Annotated in this window: 18 protein-coding genes and 1 pseudogene; 6 read left to right on the plus strand and 13 right to left on the minus strand. The window is 65.5% G+C overall.

Features of this window, described 5'->3' with window-relative positions; translation table 11 throughout:
• Positions 1-34: 34 nt before the first annotated feature.
• Entirely contained in the window at positions 35-1120 is a 1086-nt protein-coding gene (locus FJ428_RS04825; protein WP_140879020.1) for a D-alanine--D-alanine ligase family protein, read from the minus strand.
• Positions 1121-1155: 35 nt separating this feature from the next.
• Entirely contained in the window at positions 1156-1773 is a 618-nt protein-coding gene (locus FJ428_RS04830) for a C39 family peptidase (protein WP_140879021.1), read from the minus strand.
• A 218-nt stretch (positions 1774-1991) separates the two neighbouring features.
• Between FJ428_RS04830 and FJ428_RS04835 the strand changes: the two genes are divergently transcribed.
• Positions 1992-2462 carry a nucleoside deaminase gene (locus FJ428_RS04835; RefSeq protein WP_140515996.1) on the plus strand — a complete coding sequence of 157 codons (471 nt, stop codon included), beginning with the start codon at positions 1992-1994 and terminating at the stop codon, positions 2460-2462.
• A 133-nt stretch (positions 2463-2595) separates the two neighbouring features.
• Here FJ428_RS04835 and FJ428_RS04840 read toward each other — a convergent pair whose 3' ends face one another.
• The 6 genes and pseudogenes from FJ428_RS04840 to FJ428_RS04865 form a co-directional block, all read right to left on the minus strand.
• On the minus strand, positions 2596-3144 hold the full coding sequence (locus FJ428_RS04840; RefSeq protein WP_140879022.1) for a YbhB/YbcL family Raf kinase inhibitor-like protein: 549 nt from the start codon (positions 3142-3144) through the stop codon (positions 2596-2598).
• 134 nt (positions 3145-3278) lie between these two features.
• Positions 3279-4070: a hypothetical protein gene (locus FJ428_RS04845; protein WP_140568029.1), complete on the minus strand. Its 792-nt coding sequence runs from the start codon at positions 4068-4070 to the stop codon at positions 3279-3281.
• Between the two features lie 115 nt (positions 4071-4185).
• Positions 4186-4350: pseudogene (locus tag FJ428_RS04850) on the minus strand (PLP-dependent aminotransferase family protein); the annotation flags it as partial.
• An 11-nt stretch (positions 4351-4361) separates the two neighbouring features.
• Positions 4362-4742, minus strand: a complete 381-nt coding sequence (locus FJ428_RS04855; RefSeq protein WP_140500021.1) for an ester cyclase — start codon at positions 4740-4742, stop codon at positions 4362-4364.
• A 110-nt stretch (positions 4743-4852) separates the two neighbouring features.
• A complete protein-coding gene (locus FJ428_RS04860; RefSeq protein WP_181167243.1) occupies positions 4853-6052 on the minus strand; it encodes a PLP-dependent aminotransferase family protein in 1200 nt (399 codons plus the stop codon).
• Between the two features lie 148 nt (positions 6053-6200).
• Positions 6201-6653 (minus strand): GNAT family N-acetyltransferase, encoded by a 453-nt coding sequence (locus tag FJ428_RS04865; protein ID WP_140500024.1) that lies wholly within the window; start codon positions 6651-6653, stop codon positions 6201-6203.
• Between the two features lie 281 nt (positions 6654-6934).
• Here FJ428_RS04865 and FJ428_RS04870 point away from each other — a divergent pair, with 281 nt between their 5' ends.
• Positions 6935-7537, plus strand: coding sequence for a DUF922 domain-containing Zn-dependent protease (locus FJ428_RS04870; RefSeq protein WP_224519118.1), 603 nt, complete (start codon positions 6935-6937; stop codon positions 7535-7537).
• Positions 7538-7553: 16 nt separating this feature from the next.
• Here the strand turns inward: FJ428_RS04870 and FJ428_RS04875 are convergent, their stop codons facing one another.
• The 3 genes from FJ428_RS04875 to FJ428_RS04885 form a co-directional block, all read right to left on the minus strand.
• On the minus strand, positions 7554-8612 hold the full coding sequence (locus FJ428_RS04875; RefSeq protein WP_140516006.1) for a Gfo/Idh/MocA family oxidoreductase: 1059 nt from the start codon (positions 8610-8612) through the stop codon (positions 7554-7556).
• Positions 8613-8706: 94 nt separating this feature from the next.
• Positions 8707-9411 (minus strand): SDR family oxidoreductase, encoded by a 705-nt coding sequence (locus tag FJ428_RS04880; protein WP_140516008.1) that lies wholly within the window; start codon positions 9409-9411, stop codon positions 8707-8709.
• Between the two features lie 121 nt (positions 9412-9532).
• Positions 9533-10150 carry an XRE family transcriptional regulator gene (locus FJ428_RS04885; RefSeq protein ID WP_140516014.1) on the minus strand — a complete coding sequence of 206 codons (618 nt, stop codon included), beginning with the start codon at positions 10148-10150 and terminating at the stop codon, positions 9533-9535.
• A gap of 130 nt (positions 10151-10280) precedes the next feature.
• On the opposite strand from FJ428_RS04885, the gene FJ428_RS04890 reads away from it, so the two are divergent.
• The 3 genes from FJ428_RS04890 (at position 10281) to FJ428_RS04905 (ending at position 14376) form a co-directional block, all read left to right on the plus strand.
• On the plus strand, positions 10281-11414 hold the full coding sequence (locus FJ428_RS04890; RefSeq protein ID WP_140728452.1) for an FAD-binding oxidoreductase: 1134 nt from the start codon (positions 10281-10283) through the stop codon (positions 11412-11414).
• A gap of 50 nt (positions 11415-11464) precedes the next feature.
• Positions 11465-13069 (plus strand): ABC transporter substrate-binding protein, encoded by a 1605-nt coding sequence (locus FJ428_RS04895; RefSeq protein WP_140879025.1) that lies wholly within the window; start codon positions 11465-11467, stop codon positions 13067-13069.
• A 185-nt stretch (positions 13070-13254) separates the two neighbouring features.
• Complete coding sequence (locus FJ428_RS04905) at positions 13255-14376, plus strand: serine hydrolase domain-containing protein (RefSeq protein WP_140568045.1); 1122 nt, start codon at positions 13255-13257, stop codon at positions 14374-14376.
• On the opposite strand, the gene FJ428_RS04910 is transcribed toward FJ428_RS04905, so the two are convergent.
• Both FJ428_RS04910 and FJ428_RS04915 read right to left on the minus strand, forming a co-directional pair.
• Positions 14339-14893, minus strand: a complete 555-nt coding sequence (locus FJ428_RS04910; protein WP_140500038.1) for a cytochrome b — start codon at positions 14891-14893, stop codon at positions 14339-14341. The genes FJ428_RS04905 and FJ428_RS04910 overlap by 38 nt on opposite strands.
• Positions 14894-15041: 148 nt before the next feature.
• On the minus strand, positions 15042-15761 hold the full coding sequence (locus FJ428_RS04915) for a 3-keto-5-aminohexanoate cleavage protein (RefSeq protein ID WP_140657696.1): 720 nt from the start codon (positions 15759-15761) through the stop codon (positions 15042-15044).
• 205 nt (positions 15762-15966) lie between these two features.
• Between FJ428_RS04915 and FJ428_RS04920 the strand changes: the two genes are divergently transcribed.
• The gene (locus FJ428_RS04920) at positions 15967-16164 is read left to right on the plus strand and encodes a hypothetical protein (protein ID WP_181165267.1); all 198 of its coding nucleotides are present in this window, start codon (positions 15967-15969) and stop codon (positions 16162-16164) included.
• The last annotated feature ends 104 nt before the right edge of the window (positions 16165-16268 follow it).

The raw sequence follows: 16268 nt of genomic DNA on the forward strand, positions 1-16268 counted from the left end.
TTCGCGTGATCCGCCGTCAATGCCGCGCCGAACGTCAGGACTTTCGCGCGGCATGCCGCGCCAGTGCGTGCTCGATCAGCACGTCGATGACCTTGCTGTAGCCGATGCCGATCGCCGCCAGCGCCTTGGCATACATCGAGATGTCGGTGAAGCCTGGCAGCGTGTTGACCTCGTTGACCAGCAGCGAGCCGTCGGCGCGCAGGAAGAAGTCGACGCGGGCCATCGCCTCGCAGCCGAGCGCCTGGAAAGCCCGCGCGGCCATCTCCCTTGCCTTGTCGGCGACGGCGGCCGGGACATCGGCGGGCACGTTCACCACGGCGCCGTCGGCGTCGAGATATTTGGCTTCATAGGTGTAGAAGCCGTGCTTGCCGGCCGGGATGATCTCGCCGGGCAGCGATACGGTCAGCGTTCCGTCGGCCCGCTCCAGCACCGAGCATTCGATCTCGCGGCCGTCGACGAACTCTTCGATCAGGACCTTGCCGTCGTAGCGGAAAGCCGTCTCGACGGCCCGTTCGAAGCCGTCCCGGTCGTTCACCTTGCTGACGCCGAAGGACGAGCCCTGGCGCGCCGGCTTGGCGAAGAAAGGCAGGCCGAGCGCGCCGGCGATCTCCTGGAACGGCCCGACATCGTTTCGATGCACGGTGACGGAACGGGCAACCGGCAGCCCGGCCTCGCGCAGCAGCCGCTTGGCGACATCCTTGTCCATGGCGGCGGCCGAGGCGAGAATGCCGCAGCCGACATAGGCGACGTCGGCGACCTCGGCATAGCCCTGCACCGAGCCGTCCTCGCCGAAAGGACCGTGCAGCACGGGAAAGACGACGTCGACCGGCGGCAGGTCGGGCTGTGCTCCGCCGCCCCGTGCGGCCACCAGCCTGCCTCTACCACCGGGCAACAATGCGACCTCCACGCCGTCCTCAGACACCGGTGCCCCGGCTCTGTCGTCGCCAGCCTCGGAGGATGGTTGCAGCAGCCATCTTCCGTCCCTGGAAATGGCGATCGGGACCACCTCGTAAAGCGTCCGGTCGATGGCCTTCAGCACATTGGCGGCCGAAAGGCGCGATACGTCATGCTCGGCCGAACGTCCGCCATAGAGGACGGCGACCCTAATCTTGTTCTTCATTGAAAAGCCTTGTCCTTCATCGAAATCCCACAAGATCAAATGCTGACGGCAATGCCGCGATTGGCAAAGAAGCGATCGAAATCGGCGGCCGCCAACACTGCGTTCGCCTGTGTGGCGCCGGTATGGCCGGACGGATTGTGAAAGCGAAAACCTTCATCCGATGCCGACATGACCAGCACCAGATGGCCGCCCTTGGACGGCGGCTCGCGCTCGGGCCAGCGGATCGAACTGCTGACCGAGGCGATGAAGAAGCGCGACTGCCCGAGGATCGCCGGAATATCCGATGTAGCGACACTGGTCATCACCTTCGCTTCCAGGCCGAATTCCGCCTTCACGAAGCTGACAAAGGGGGCGTAGATCAGGCCCTTGATCGATCGTTCGGTGACGACATAACCGCCATATCCGGTGCAGCGCCTGGCCAGTTCGATGGTCGGCACGATCTGGCCGCGCGCCGCCAGGATCATCTTGAGGCACGCCATGCCGCAGACATTGGCGGCCCACAGCGCGTATTCGTCGAGTGTGCGCGCGCCCGAGTTCTCCCACAGCGGATCGCGCCGCAGCGCCACCTCGGCGCCATCGGCAAGGACGGCCGAAGTCATATCGGGCGTCTCCCACTGGCTGAAAAACGGCACGGTTCCAGGCGGTGGGCTCATCAATTCCTCAAACAGATTATTTCAATTTCGTATACAGGGATACGAGAGCGGAGAACAGTGCTTCAAACCTCATTCGCCTGATCAGGCGATGGCCCGCGCTCGGGTTTTGCCCGCCGGGCGAAGCTTGCCAATGCCCGCCGATCGGCGCACTCTCAGCCCTACGAAGCCGGTCGCCGGGTGTCGGTTCCTCTCCTCGCCCGTCGTGTTAGGATTGCGCAATGACCCGCGACCAGATGCTCGCCCACCTGCGTGCTGCCGACGCCGTCGCTCGCGAGGCGGCCGTGCACGGCCATCATCCGTTCGGCTGTGTGCTGGTCGGGCCGGACGATCGCGTGCTTATGCGCCAGGGAAATCTCGACACGGTGCGCCATGCCGAGACGGAGCTTGCCCGGCGCGCCGCGGCTGCCTACGAGCCGGATTTCCTCTGGTCCTGCACGCTGGTCTCGACCGGCGAACCCTGTGCGATGTGCGCCGGAACGCTCTACTGGGCCAATATCGGCCGCCTGGTCTACGGCTTCGAGGAGACGAAGCTCCTGGCGCTCACCGGCGATCACGCCGAGAATCCGACGATGAGCCTGCCCTCGCGCACAGTGCTCGCCTCGGGCCAGAAGAAGATCGAGGTCTTTGGCCCCTTCCCCGAGATCGAGGACGAGCTGATCGCGCCGCATCGCGATTTCTGGACGCGCTGACGCGCCGGCCGAGGCCGCGCGCAAAGCCGCCAGATGGCCACCGGAACGGAATTCAAACGATCTCTTGGAACGTGTTTGCCAACAGCGTCGTCAATGCGCTGGTGGCCCGGGCGACTGCCTGAACCGGTCATGCTTACCGCCCATAGGTGTACGTCACGCTGGTCTCGCCGAGCGCCTGGCTCTTCGCGGCCACTGCCACCATTTCCGGAGAGGGATTCTCCGGCGCGCGCAGCTTCGGCGCGCCGAGCGCATAGAGCGTGAAGACATAGTGATGCGTGCCGCTGCCGGGCGGCGGGCATGGCCCGAAATAGCCTGCGCGGCCGATGCCGCCCTTGCCGAACACCGTACCCTTGGGCAAGCCCTTGCCGCGCTTCGAGCCCGCCCCTTCGGCCAAGCCCTTCGCGCTTGCCGGGATGTTCCAGGCCAGCCAGTGCCAGAAACCCTTGCCGCCGCCGGCGTCGGGGTCGAACATGGTGAGCGCGTAGCTCTTGGTGCCTGCCGGCGGGTCCTTCCATCTCAAGGCGATCGATACGCTTTGCCCGCTGCAGCCGCCGGCCTTGTCGCCGAGATATTTTTCGGCCCATTTGCCGTTGGAAACCGACGGGCTTGAAATCTCGAAAGCCGCCGCCTGATTGGCGAGGCCGAACAGCACCAGCACGGCGAAACCGAGGCGCAAGCTCATGGCTTCCTCCACTTCCAGCCAAGATGCCGACGAGTTTAGCCGAAAAGCGGCCCGAAATTAGGCAATTTGGCGCGAAACTGCTGGTGGGAGCCGCGGGAATTGCTGGTCCCTGCAACAAAAGCTGCCGGACGGCGCTATTCCGCCGCGCTGCATTCTTCGGTCGGCTCAGCCGGACCGATCGCCGAGATCCAGAGCCGGTCGATGTCGGCTAGCTGCGCGCGGTCGATTTCGTCGAGATGGTTCCAGTACATGCCATCCTCGTAGAAATAGCCGAGCTCGCGCTCGATTTGCTCGGCCACTTCGACCCTATGCTGATGGATGCCCGCACGCGCATCCATCTTCATGCCGGCGAGGCGCTCGGGGGACAGTAACCGCAATTCCTCGAAGGACAGCCTTGGGAAGACCAGGCGGCTTTGCGGCAGGTCCGACAGGTTGATGCAGAGCGTGCCGCGTCGCAGCGCATGAATGAGCAGGCGGGCGGATTTGGCCTCGAGGCTCTGCAGCGTGACATCGTCGCGCAGCGGGTCGGCGCGGCCGATGCCGTAGAAATGGGTGTCGCCGGCCGTGTCGTAGATCATGTCGCAGCCGAGGAAGGCGAGCACGTCCGGCCTCTGGCTGTGGACGGCCCAATAGGCCGCTGTCAGCGACATGGTGGCGCCGGCATAGACGAAGCCGCCGAAAGTATTCTGGGCCGGCACGTAATGCGCGGCGCTGAAGATCTCGGCCTGCCGCAGCGGTTCCAGAGGCGGCATCCGGTTGGACGGGAAATCGCCGGCATGCACCAGCACGTCCCAGTCGGGGCGCACGCGCCAGGCATTGTTGATGGCGACGATGCTGGCGAAGGTCTCCTTCGGCCAGGCGGCGCAGCGCACGACGTCGGGCGCGCTGCCGAGAAGCAGCGTCACTCTGGGCGTTGCGGAGACCATGACATCCTCATTCGACCGGCAAAGGCACGCCCGCATTTACCGCACGCCTTGCCAGGCGCACAAGGGCTGCCGACAAGCCGGCCTGACGCCCCGGGGCCAGGAATCCGGTCGGTTGCTAGTTCCTCAGCAGCTTGGCCAATCTGGGAATGCCCTCGGTCACAGCGCGGCGGTCGGCCAAGGTGAAGGACAGCCGCAGCGTGTTGCGCCCGGTGCCATCGGCGAAGAAGGCGCTGCCGGGCACGAAGGCGACACGCGCTTCCTTCACCGAGCACGCCAGGAGAGGTTCGTGGTTCAAAGCTGGGCTTCGATGGCGGCCTTGTCGATGATGGACCACACGAGCCGGATCTTCGCGCCGCGAAATTCATAGAAGACGTTCTCGGCGAAGGACACTTTCCGGCCGTCTACGGCAAGCCCGAGGAAATTTCCCCTGGGCGTGCAGTCGAACATCAGGCGGCTCGCGACATGAGGCGGATCGCAGACCAGCAGCCGGATATCGAAACGAAGATCCGGAATGTCGTCGAAATCCTTCTCCAGCATCGCACGGTAGCCGGAGAGACCGATCCGCCTGCCATTGTGGGACACGTCGTCGTCGACGAACTGCCCGAGGTTCGGCCAGTCCTGCCGGTTGAGGCAGGCAATGTAGTCGCGGTAGATACCGGAAAGGTCGGTCATGGCGCATGAACCCGCGTTCGTGGACACAAGGCTATTTTGCACCCGCAACAAGTCAGGGCAACCCGGGTTTGTTCGCCGCTGGAGCGATGCACCGTCGTCTGGCCGGCGCCTTAAGCCTTGAGCAGCGCCGCCAGCCGCGGGATGCCCTCGGTCACCGCGCGGCGGTCGGCGAGCGTGAAGGACAGCCGCAGCGTGTTGCGCCCGGTGCCGTCCGCATAAAAGGCATTGCCGGGCACGAAGGCGACACGTGCTTCCTTCACCGAGCGCGCCAGGAGCGCGGTGGCGTCAGCGCCTTCCGGCAGCGTCACCCAGACGAACATGCCGCCTTCCGGGCGGCTCCAGGTCACGCCTTCCGGCATGTTGGCCGCGAGCGCGCCGAGCAGGCCGTCGCGGCGTTCGCGATAGGCGCCGATCAGCTTTTCGACCTGGGCCTCGAACACCGCTTCGGCCGCCCGGTGCATCACCATCTGGTTGATCGACGGGCTGTGCAGGTCGGAAGCCTGCTTCATCAGCACCAGCTTCTCCACCACGTGACGCGGCGCGCAGACCCAGCCGACGCGCATGCCCGGCGACAGGATCTTCGAGAACGAGCCGCAATAGAGCGTGCGCGCCTTGTCGATGCCGCCGGAGCGCGCGCAGTCCAGCGCCAGGATCGGCGGCACGCTTTCGCCATCATAGCGCAGCGCCCGGTAGGCGGCGTCCTCGACGATTGCGATGTCGAGCTCGCCGGCAAGGTCGAGCACCGCCGCGCGCTGCTGCCTGTCCAGCGTGTTGCCGGTCGGGTTGGCGAAATCCGGCACCAGATAGGCGAACTTGACGCGGCCGCCATTCGCCGCCGCCGCCGCGCGATAGGCATCCGGCGTCATGTTACCGCCTTCCGGCCGCAGCCGGTCGTAGCGCGGTTCATAGGCGTTGAAGGCTTGCAGCGCGCCGAGATAGGTCGGCCACGTCACCAGTGCGGTGTCGCCGGGCGACAGCAGCAGCTTGCCGATATAATCGAGCGCCTGCTGCGAGCCCGAAGTGATGAAGATGTTGGCTTCCTCGCAGGCGACGCCGAGCTTGCCCATCTGCCCGGCGATCCATCGCCGCAGCGGCAGATAGCCCTCGCTCACCTGGTACTGAAGCGCGGCCCCCGCCTCGCCGCCGCCGAGCACGTCGGCATAGGCGTCGCGGATCGCCTCGGCCGGAAACAGCGCCGGATCGGGAATGCCGCCTGCGAAGGAGATGATGTCCGGCTGGTCGAGCAGCTTCAGCAGCTCGCGGATTTCCGAGGCCTTCATGCGCGACGAGCGCGACGCCAACAGGTTCATAAGGGTCAAGCACGCCTCCCCGGACGCATCGAATATAGGTCAACTTAGCTGACCTATATCTGGTCTCGCCGCAAATTGAATAGGGCCTGCTAGCCTTCCCGCATGCGCCAGCCGCCCGCCTTAGCGGAAAGCGACGGCCCCGCCTGCGCTACAAGGTCTTCTTGTAGCCGAGATGGGTGCCGGTGAAGCCGAGGCTTTCATAGAAGCGGTGCGCGTCCGCTCTGGTCTTGTCGGTGGTGAGCTGGACGAGGCCGCAACCGCGCGCCCGGCATTGATCAACAGCCCATTCGATCATCAGCCTGCCTATGCCTTCGGAACGGCGGTGCCCGGCGACCCGCACCGCCTCGATCTGACCGCGCCAGGCGCCCTTCCGCGACAGCCCGGCAAGGAAGCTGATCTGCAAGGTGCCGACCACGTCGGCGCCATCGACCGCCACCGCCAGCAACTGGTTGGGGTCGGCATCGATGGCGTTGAAGGCATCGACATAGCCCTGCGCCAGCGGCAGCGAGGCATCCTCTCTGGCCGCGCCAAGCGGATCGTCCGCCAGCATGGCCACGAGGGCAGGCAGGTCGGAGGCCAGGGCCTTGCGGAAGGTGATCATGAGCACGACTTACGGCGACGCGCCGGCGCCGGCAAGGCCGTTGGTTTGGAAGCCTCACCCTATCTTCGTCATCCTAGGGTCTGCGCCGCGTCGCTTCGCTCCTTGCTCCGCCCTAGGATGACGAACCGAGGGAACTTCTTCAACCCCATACCCATCCTGGTCTTGCCGCACGGCGCCAGCGCCTCCCTCCAACACATTTGCAGCGCCCGCCGGCAGCATATAGGAAAAGCCACAAGATGGCATTGGCGTCGGCGCCGGTCCTGGTTTCGCGGAGAGCGGTGTTGAGAGCGTGTGTTCGTCTGTGCCTGTCGCTGGTCGCGGTGCTCGCCTTGCCGCTTGCCGCCCATGCACAATGGAAGCCGGTCGAGACGATCGAGCCCTACGCCATCTCGGGCCGGACCGGACAGGAGCTCTACCGGTCGATCGGCGAGAACGGACCGCTGATCCGCAGCGCCAAAACGCGCACCATCGCCTACACCAATTTCAAGCTGACCTGGACCAGGGACTACCAGAACAAAGGCGGCGATTGCGTCCTGGCATCGGCCAGCCCGAAACTCATCATCACCTATGCCTTGCCGAAGCCGTCAGGGTCCCTGCCGCCGGCCGTGCAGAAGAGCTGGGACAGCTTCATCGCCGGCGTCGCCGCCCATGAGAAGGTGCATGGCGCCGATATCATCGCCATGGTGCGCAAGATCGAGGCGGCGACCGTCGGCCTCAGGGTTGCCGACGATCCCAAATGCGCCAAGATCCGGACCGAGATGACCAGGCGCCTCTCCGAATTGTCGCGGGCGCAGCGGCAGGCAAGCCGCGATTTCGACCGCGTCGAATTCGGCAATGGCGGCAATTTGCAAAAACTGGTTTTTGGCCTCGTGACCGGTCCCTGAGAGGAAGGCGCCACCCTCACCGCGTCTGCGCGCTCGCCGCGAGCTCCGCCCGCTTCTCGTCCGACACCACGGCCAGATCCAGCACCTTCTGCAGTTCGGCGGCGTGGCGGAAGGACGGTTCGGCCTGCACGCCGGTCCGCACCGCGTCGGCGAAACGCTGGTAGTTGGTGGCCACCGTGCCGGCGTCGAGCTCTTCCCATATCCCGTCGTCGACATTTTCGCCGAGGCAAGCCTTGAGCGACGAGCCGTCGAGATTGTGTACCACTTCGAGACCGCCTCTGTCGCCATAGATGCGCAGGCGCAATTCGTTGAGATGGCCGGTCGCCCAGCGGCTGGCATGCACCACGCCGAAGGCGCCGTTGGAGAAATCCACCGTCATGGCGAAACTGTCATTGGCGTCGAGCCCGTAGTCGCCGATGCGGTTGCCCGGCGCCTTGTCGAAGGAACGCAGCCGGCAGAACACATGATCGATGCCGAGGGCCGCGCCATAGCTGGCGAAATCGAGGATGTGGATGCCGACATCGCCGAGCACGCCGTTGGAGCCGTGGCCGCGCGACAGCCGCCAGAGCCATTTCGGGTCGCTGCGCCAGTCGCCCCAGAATTTCGACACCAGCCAGCTCTGCAGATAGGACGCCTCGACATGCCGGACCGTGCCGATCTCGCCGGCCTGCACCATCTGGCGGGCCTTCTGCAGCGCCGCCACATTGCGGTAGGTGAGGTTCACCATGTTGACGATGCCGGCTTTCTCGGCGGCCTCGGCCATCTCGATCGCCTTGCCGAAATTCTCGGCCAGCGGCTTCTCGCACAGCACCGGCTTGCCGGCCGCGATCAGCTGCATGGTGGTCGGGTGGTGGATGCGGTCCGGCGTGACATTGGCCACGGCGTCGAAGGCGCCCCATTTGAGCGCCTCGTCCAGCGCGGTGAAGCGGTTGGGGATGTTGAAGCCGTCGGCGAACTCGCCGACGCGCGCCGGATCGAGGTCGACGGCCCCGACAATGTCGACGCCATCGATGGCGCTGAATTGCCGTGCATGTTCCTGCGCCATCCAGCCGGTGCCAAGTATCAGAAGCCGCATTTTTCCTCCTTGGTGCGAGATGTCGTCGCGTCAGGCGGGATGCCGGATCCCCTCCGCGGCGCGCGTCGGACAGGCCTCCCCTCCCGGACCCGCCTCAAATAGCGCGAATGATCCCGCCGTCGACGCGGATGTTCTGGCCGGTGATGTAGCCGGCGCCGTCCGAGGCCAGGAAGGCGATGGTCGCGGCGATCTCCTCCGACGTGCCGTAGCGCTGCATCGGCACCGAGTCGCGGCGTTCTTCCGTCGCCGGCAGGCTGTCGATCCAGCCGGGCAGCACGTTGTTCATGCGCACATTGTCCGCTGCATAGGTGTTGGCGAAGATCTTGGTGTAGGCGGCGAGGCCGGCGCGGAACACGGCCGAGGTCGGGAACATCGGGCTCGGCTCCACCACCCAGGCGGTCGAGATGTTGATGATGGCGCCGGCCTTCTGCTTGACCATCTGCGGCGCCACGATGCGCACCGGCCGGATGACGTTGAGCAGGTAGACGTCCATGCCGGCGTGCCACTGTTCGTCCGTGATCTCCAGGATCGGCGCGCGCGGCCCGTGGCCGCCGCTGTTGACCAGAACGTCGATGCGGCCATAGCGCTCCAGCGTCAGGTCCGCGAGGCGCCGCAGATCCTCGTTCGACTGGTTGGAGCCGGTGACGCCGATGCCGCCCAGCTCCTTGGCCAGCGCCTCGCCCTTGCCGGATGAAGACAGGATGGCGACCTTGAACCCGTCCGCCGCCAGCCGCTTCGCAGCCGCCGCCCCCATGCCGCTGCCGCCGGCCACGATGACAGCCACTTTTTCTGAACTCATTGGGTTTTCCTTCTCGGGTTGGCGGGAATTTCGTCTCAGCGGTCATATAGCCGGTTTCGTCGGCCGCTTCGAACCAGAAAGGCTGAACCGACCTGCAGAAAAATGCGACGCGCCAACCGCCCTAGCCTTCCACCGTCTCCAGCACGCTGAGCAGCGTGCCTTCCATGTCGGGCTCGTCGCCGGAGCAGACGCACAGCATTTCGGCGTCGCCGTCGCCCACAGAGAGGTAGGCGTGGCCCATGGTGGAATCGATATAGACGCTCTCGCCCTGTTTCAGCCGCACCGGCGCGTACTGGTCGGTGTGCAGCTCGATCTCGCCCTTGAGCACGATCAAAAATTCCTCGCCGGCATGTTTCGTCAGCGGCCCGAACTCCTCGGGCGTGCGGGCGCGCGCATAGGCGTGGATCGGCACCATGCGCTTGCGCACCAGGTCGGTGGCCAGGTACCGGTAGTCGTAATTGCGGGTCAGTTGGCGCAGTGTGTTGGACGGTGACGTCACGGAGCGGCGGGTGCGCGCCGCCGGCTGCTTGCGGTCGCCGCTGAGCAGTTCCGTTACATGGATGCCGAGCCCTTCGCAGATCTGCAGCAGCTTGTCGTAACTCAGCGACATCTGGTCGTTCTCGACCTTGGACAGCGTCGACACCGCGACACCGGTGAGCCTGCTCACCTCCTGGAGGGTCCAGCCATGCGTCTTCCTCAAGCCGCGCAGGCAATCACCCAGCTTCGGTTGCTCCGACATATCAGCTCCATGCCGCGGGATCGCGCCGCTCCATCCTAGGTAATTGAACTTCCCGCCGTCATCAACAACGCCAACATTTTCTTATACGCTAAATATTGACTGGATAAGAAATTATTTTTACGACTGAACGATGCAGTCGAATTCACTCCCGAAAATCGTCGTCATCGGCGGCGGCATTGCCGGCCTCTCGCTTGCCGCCGAGGTGGCGGACTGGGCCGACGTCACCCTCATCGAGCGCGAGAGCCAGCCGGGCTATCATGCCAGCGGCCGCTCGGCCGCCCTGTTCACCGAGACTTATGGCAACCGCCTGGTGCGCGCGCTGACGCTGGCGAGCCGCCGGGCGATCTTCGACGGCGGCTTCGTCGCGCATCAACGTGGCGCGCTGCATGTCGGCCGCGCCGATGACGACGCGGCCGTCGACCGGCTGGCCGGCGAATTGCAGGCCATGGTGCCGAGCGTACGCCGCCTGTCGGCCACTGAGCTGCATGCGCTGGTTCCCGTCATCGATCCGCAAACCACATGCGGCGGTGTCCATGAACCGGGTGCGGTGGACGTCGATACCGGCAAGATGCTTGCGGCCTGCGCTTCGGCACTGAAGGCCAGGGGCGGCATCATGCGCACGAGCGAAGAGGTGCGCGCGATCGCGCGCGCCGGCAATGGCCTGCGCGTCGCCACCAGTGCCGGCGCCTATCCCGCCGACATCGTCGTCAACGCCGCCGGCGCCTGGGTCGATGTCGTGGCCGGCCTGGCGGGGCTCACCGGCCTCGGCTTCCAGCCCAAGCGGCGCACCGCCTTCCTGTTCGACCCGCCCGCGGGCGCCGATATTGCCAGCTGGCCGCTGGTGGTCGATCTGCACGAACAATTCTACTTCAAGCCAGACGCCGGCAGGCTGATCGGCTCGCTGGCCGACGAAACCGATTCCGAGCCTTGCGACGCCTGGCCGGAAGACATTGACGTCGCCATCGCCGTCGACCGCATCGAGCAGGCGACGTCCATGCGCATAGGCCGCCCGTCGACGCCCTGGGCCGGCCTGCGCACCTTCGCGCCAGACCGCACGCCGGTCGCCGGCTTCGACCCGCGCCTGCCCGGCTTCTTCTGGCTCGGCGGCCAGGGCGGCTACGGTTTCCAGGTGTCGCTGACATTGGCGAGGCTCGGCTCGGCGCTGATGCGCGGCCACCCCTTGCCCGACGATGTCACCGCGCTTGGCGTCACCGCCGCGGGGCTGGCGCCAGACCGCTTCCTGGCGCCGGCGGCGACCCCATGAATTTCATGCCCTTCCCTCAACCAGAAAAAGCGTCATCAGGAGCGTTTGCGATGAAATCCACCGTTCTGCGCACAGTGCTTGGCTCGACCCTTCTGGCCTCGTCCGTCCTTCTCGGCGGGCAGGCTCATGCCAAGACGCTCGTCTATTGCTCGGAGGCCAATCCCGAGACCTTCAACCCGGCGATCGGCATCGCCGACTCCACCATGGATGCGGCCGCCAAGACGATCTTCAACCGGCTGGTCGAGTTCAAGCCGGGCACGACCGAAGTCGGACCGGCGCTGGCCGAGAGCTGGGATGTCTCGCCGGACGGCAAGACCTACACATTCCACCTGCGCCAAGGCGTGAAATTCCAGTCGGACGAGCATTTCACGCCGACGCGCGAGTTCAACGCGGACGACGTCCTTTACACGTTCAACCGCCAGCGCGACGCCAACAATCCCTACCACAAGCTCGGCGGCGGCTCTTACGAATACTTCAACGCGCTGGGCATGGGCACGCTGATCGACAAAATACACAAGGTCGACGATTACACCGTGCGCTTCACGCTGACGGCCCCCAACGTCACCTTCCTGGCCGGGCTGGCGCTCGACTACCTCTCGATCTTGTCGCTGGAGCAGACCGAAAAGATGGTGGCCGCCGGCACGCCGGAGCTAATCGACAGCCAGCCGGTCGGGACCGGCCCGTTCATGCTCGAGGCCTATGTGCCCGACAGCCAGGTGCGCTATGCCGCCAACAAGGATTACTGGCGCGGCGCGCCGAAGATCGACACGCTGGTCTTCGCCGTCACGCCCGAGCCGACCACCCGCGTCGAGCGCCTCAAGGCCAATGAATGCCAGGTGGCGGCCCCGCCTCCGCCCAGTGCCGTCGCCGAATTGCGCGCCGATCCAGACATTACGGTCCTCGACCTCAAGGGCCAGAATATCGGCATCCTCGGCTTCAACGTCGAACATCAGCCGCTGGGCGATGTCCGCGTGCGCACCGCGCTTGCCAAGGCCGTCGATCGCAAGGCAATCGTCGATGCCGTCTATGCCGGCGCCGGCACCGTTGCCGGCAGCGTCGTGCCGCCGGCGCAGCTCGGCGCCATTACCGATGCCGGCATCGACTACGATCCCGACGGCGCGAAGAAACTGCTGAAGGAAGCAGGCCACGAAAGCGGTCTCAAGATCAGCCTGTGGGCGATGCCGGTGTCGCGCCCCTACAACCCCAACGCCAAGCGCATGGCCGAGATGATCCAGGCCGACTGGGCGAAGGTCGGCGTGCAGTCCGAGATCGTCAGCTTCGAATGGGGCGAATATCTCAAGCGCACCGCAGCGGGCGAGCAGGACGCTTTCCTGCTCGGCGGCAGCAGCGACAATGGCGATCCCGACAACATGCTGAGCTATCTCCTGTCCTGCGACGGCGTGAAGGGTGGCTCGAACCGCTCGCGCTGGTGCGACAAGGATTTCGAGAAGCTGCTGGATGAAGGCCGCGTCGCCGCCGACCCGAAAGAACGCGCCGCGATCTACGCGAAGGCGCAGGCAATCCTGAAGGCCGAGGTGCCGGTGGCGCCGATCGCCCATTCGCTGGTGGCGATCCCGATCCGCAAGAGCGTGCTCAACTACATCCTCGACCCCTTCGGCCGGCAGAATTTCGCGGCGGTCGATGTGGCTGAGTGAGGGCAGGCGCTCCCTGTCCTTACCCCCTTGTGGGGGAAGGTGGATCGGCGCGCAGCGCCGAGACGGTTGAGGGGTGTTCCAGCGGAATGAGACGTTGGTGTTCCCTGGAGCACCCCTCATCCGACCTCGCTTCGCGAGGCCACCTTCTCCCCACAGGGGGAGAAGGAAAAAAGAAAGCGATATCAATGCCGAAAGACCTGACCTCCCTCCTCAACAGCTACCTCGCCGACGGCGCGGTGGGTGCCTCGCTGGCCTATTCGACAGGCGCCGCGCCAATCGCCCTCACCGCGGGCCTAGCCGATCGCGCACATGGCACATCAGTCACACCGGACCAGTTGTTCAAGATCGGCAGCTGCACCAAGACCTTCGTCGCCGCCGCCCTGGTCAAGCTCGCCGAGACCGGCAAGCTCGAGCTCGGCGCGCCGATCTCCTCCTGGTTCCCGGATCTGCCGGGCGCAGGGAATATTTCGGTGCGCCAGCTGATCAACCATCGCAGCGGCCTGCCGGAATTCGAATATTACATACCGATGGATCCGGGCCGGCAATGGACGCCGCAGCAGCTGGTCGACATCGCCTTCGCCTCCGACAAACAGAAGGCACCGGGCGGACCCGCTGTCTACAACAACACCGGCTATGTGTTGGCCGGCATGGTGATCGAGGCCGTCACCGGCCAGTCGCTCGGCGCCTATGTCAGAAGCGCGGTCCTGCGGCCGCTCGCCCTGGAAAACACCTGGTCGCCAGCCACCGAAGCATTCCCGGAAAGGTCGATGGTGCGCGGCTACTACCACCGGCCGCCGCCGGCGCCGGGCGCACCGACAGACATCGCTTCCGGCGGCGAGATGTGGCGCATGGACGGCGTGCTGCCCTACTCCGACGAATTGCAGGATTCTTCCGATTCCTTCCCATTCGGCGCCGCCTATGGCTGCGGCGACATGGTGTCGACGCCGTCCGACATGGTGAGCTTCATGCGCAGCCTGTTCTCCGGCAAGCTCTTGTCGCCGCCTTTCTTCGCCGAGATGTTCGAACGCCGCGTGCCGGCGAGCTTCCCGGGCACCCGCATGCGCGAGACCGGCGCCGGCATGTTCCAGAGCGCCTATGCCGACCGCGCCTTCTACGGCCATCAGGGCAGCATTCCGGGCTATGTCGCGGTCATGCTGCATGATCCGGCGACCGGTCTTACCATCGCCATGACCAGCAATGTCGGCTCCGGCAACCGCCTGTCCTTCCAGGCCAGCGGCCTGCATCCCGTGGTGGATCAGGCGATCCGGATCATTCTGGAGCAGCCAAGCCGGGCAGCATCTGGCTGAGCACGCGATCTCGCAGAAGAACGTGGTGGAAGACGGCCGCCGCGGCGTGCAGGCCGGCCAGCCACATGAGGATGTCGCCAAGCGTGCCGTGGATTTCCGCCAGCGAAGCGCCGACGTCCCATGGGGCGAAAAGCGGACCGATCGGACCGAAGCCGTACACCGTGACCGGATGGCCGCCAAACCATGCGCCGAGCATGGCGGTCACCGGCACAGCGAACATCAACGCGTAGAGCGCCCAATGTACCGCCTTCGACCCGACATACATCCAGGCGGGCATGGACGGAGCATCGGGAATGCGATCGAACAGCCGCCAGGCCAGGCGGATCACCAGCAGCCAGAAAACCGCGAAGCCGAGCGATTCATGAAGCAGCAGCATCGAGGCCCTGGGCGCTGAATAAACGCGCGTAGGAGGGCCGCCTGCCGAGACCAGGAAGGCGATGAGCACGAGCAGTGCCGTCAACCAGTGGAATGCCTGGGCAAGGCTTCCGTAGCGAGTTGTGGTACCGGACAGTGACATGCAGGAACTCCGCGGCAGTTGCACAAGGCTCCCCGCGCCAGGCCGAATTTGCCTTTATTTAGCTGCGCCTCGAGTGAGAACGATTTATGGCGGAGCAGGTCGGGTCGGCTTGTCGCACCGGCTGCACAGCCAAGGCGCTTGAGACCCTTCAGGTTTTCGACCAAAACACCGCCGCCGCCGCCGCAACGATCTCCGCATTGTCCTGCGCCACCTTTCCATCGGGAAGCGTCCTGCCGTCTTCCAGTCCGACCCGCGTCGACCAGCGCCTTCGACGCCCCAGTTCCACGAACGGCCAGACCGTGGCATCGGCGCCGTGCAGCAGGATCGGCCGCCGCACCCCGGCCCGGTCCAGCACGGCGGCGATGCCGTGCGCCTCGGCGAGTGCGGCGGGCAATTCCTGTATGTCGATCTCGATCAGGATGCGCAGCACCCGGCCGTGATCGGCAAGACTGACGAACCGCTCGGCATCTTCCGTTGTGGCAAGGCCGGCCTCGATGCCGACGCCGCGCTGGCGCAAAAGCTCCATCACGGCGGGCGCGTCGGCCTCCGAAAGATTGACCGAGGCATAATCGGGCAGTTCGCGCCAGCCGGCGATCGCCGCGCGGGTGCGCTCGACGTCATTCTCGATCCAGGCGCCTGTCGACACGCCGATCAGCGTGCCGGGACAGGCCCGGCGCACCGCCAGCACGGTCGTGTCCACGGCGGCCAGGCTCTCGCGCCCGTCCACGCCGCGCGGATGGATGTGCAGCTCGGCTGCGCCCGCGACGACGCAGGCGGCCGCATCGCTCGCCATCGCCTGCGCCGTCAGCGGCAATTTCGGATGAAAATCGCGCGGTCGTGCGCCATTGATGCAGGCCTGGACGATCATGGCTGCCATCCTCGGACAAGGGAGTAGCATTCTAGCCGCGTGGCAAGGCATGGCAAAGGGGTTGGGCGTTGTCTCTCCTGACAGCCACCGCCTCGCCCTTCTTGCCGGAATCCCCCGGCATTTGAATAAAATCCGCCTGTGGATATTTACCCTGTGTTCCGCCAGACCGGCCAAGATATATTAGGGCGAGGTAATGGAGGGATCATTGACCAGCGATTTTTCAGCCGCCCGGGTGCATCTCGAACGCGCCTATCACTATTTGCGCGGCGATGACGAGACAAGCCGCTCGGCATGCGAAGCCCTCGACCTGCTGATCGAAGCGGTCGCGGAGGCGCAGCACAGGCGATCGGAGGCAGAGGTGTTGGAGTTTCCGCGATCGGCACGGTTCGCCGACCGCCAGTGATCGTTCCGCCACGCCCGGCCGACCGCCCGGAGACGTTCCAGGGGCCGTGCTTAACAGCTCTTCGGGATTGCCTAATACAGCTCTTCGGGATTGCCTAATGGAGT

This window comes from Mesorhizobium sp. B2-8-1 (genome assembly GCF_006440955.1).
Lineage (GTDB): Bacteria > Pseudomonadota > Alphaproteobacteria > Rhizobiales > Rhizobiaceae > Mesorhizobium.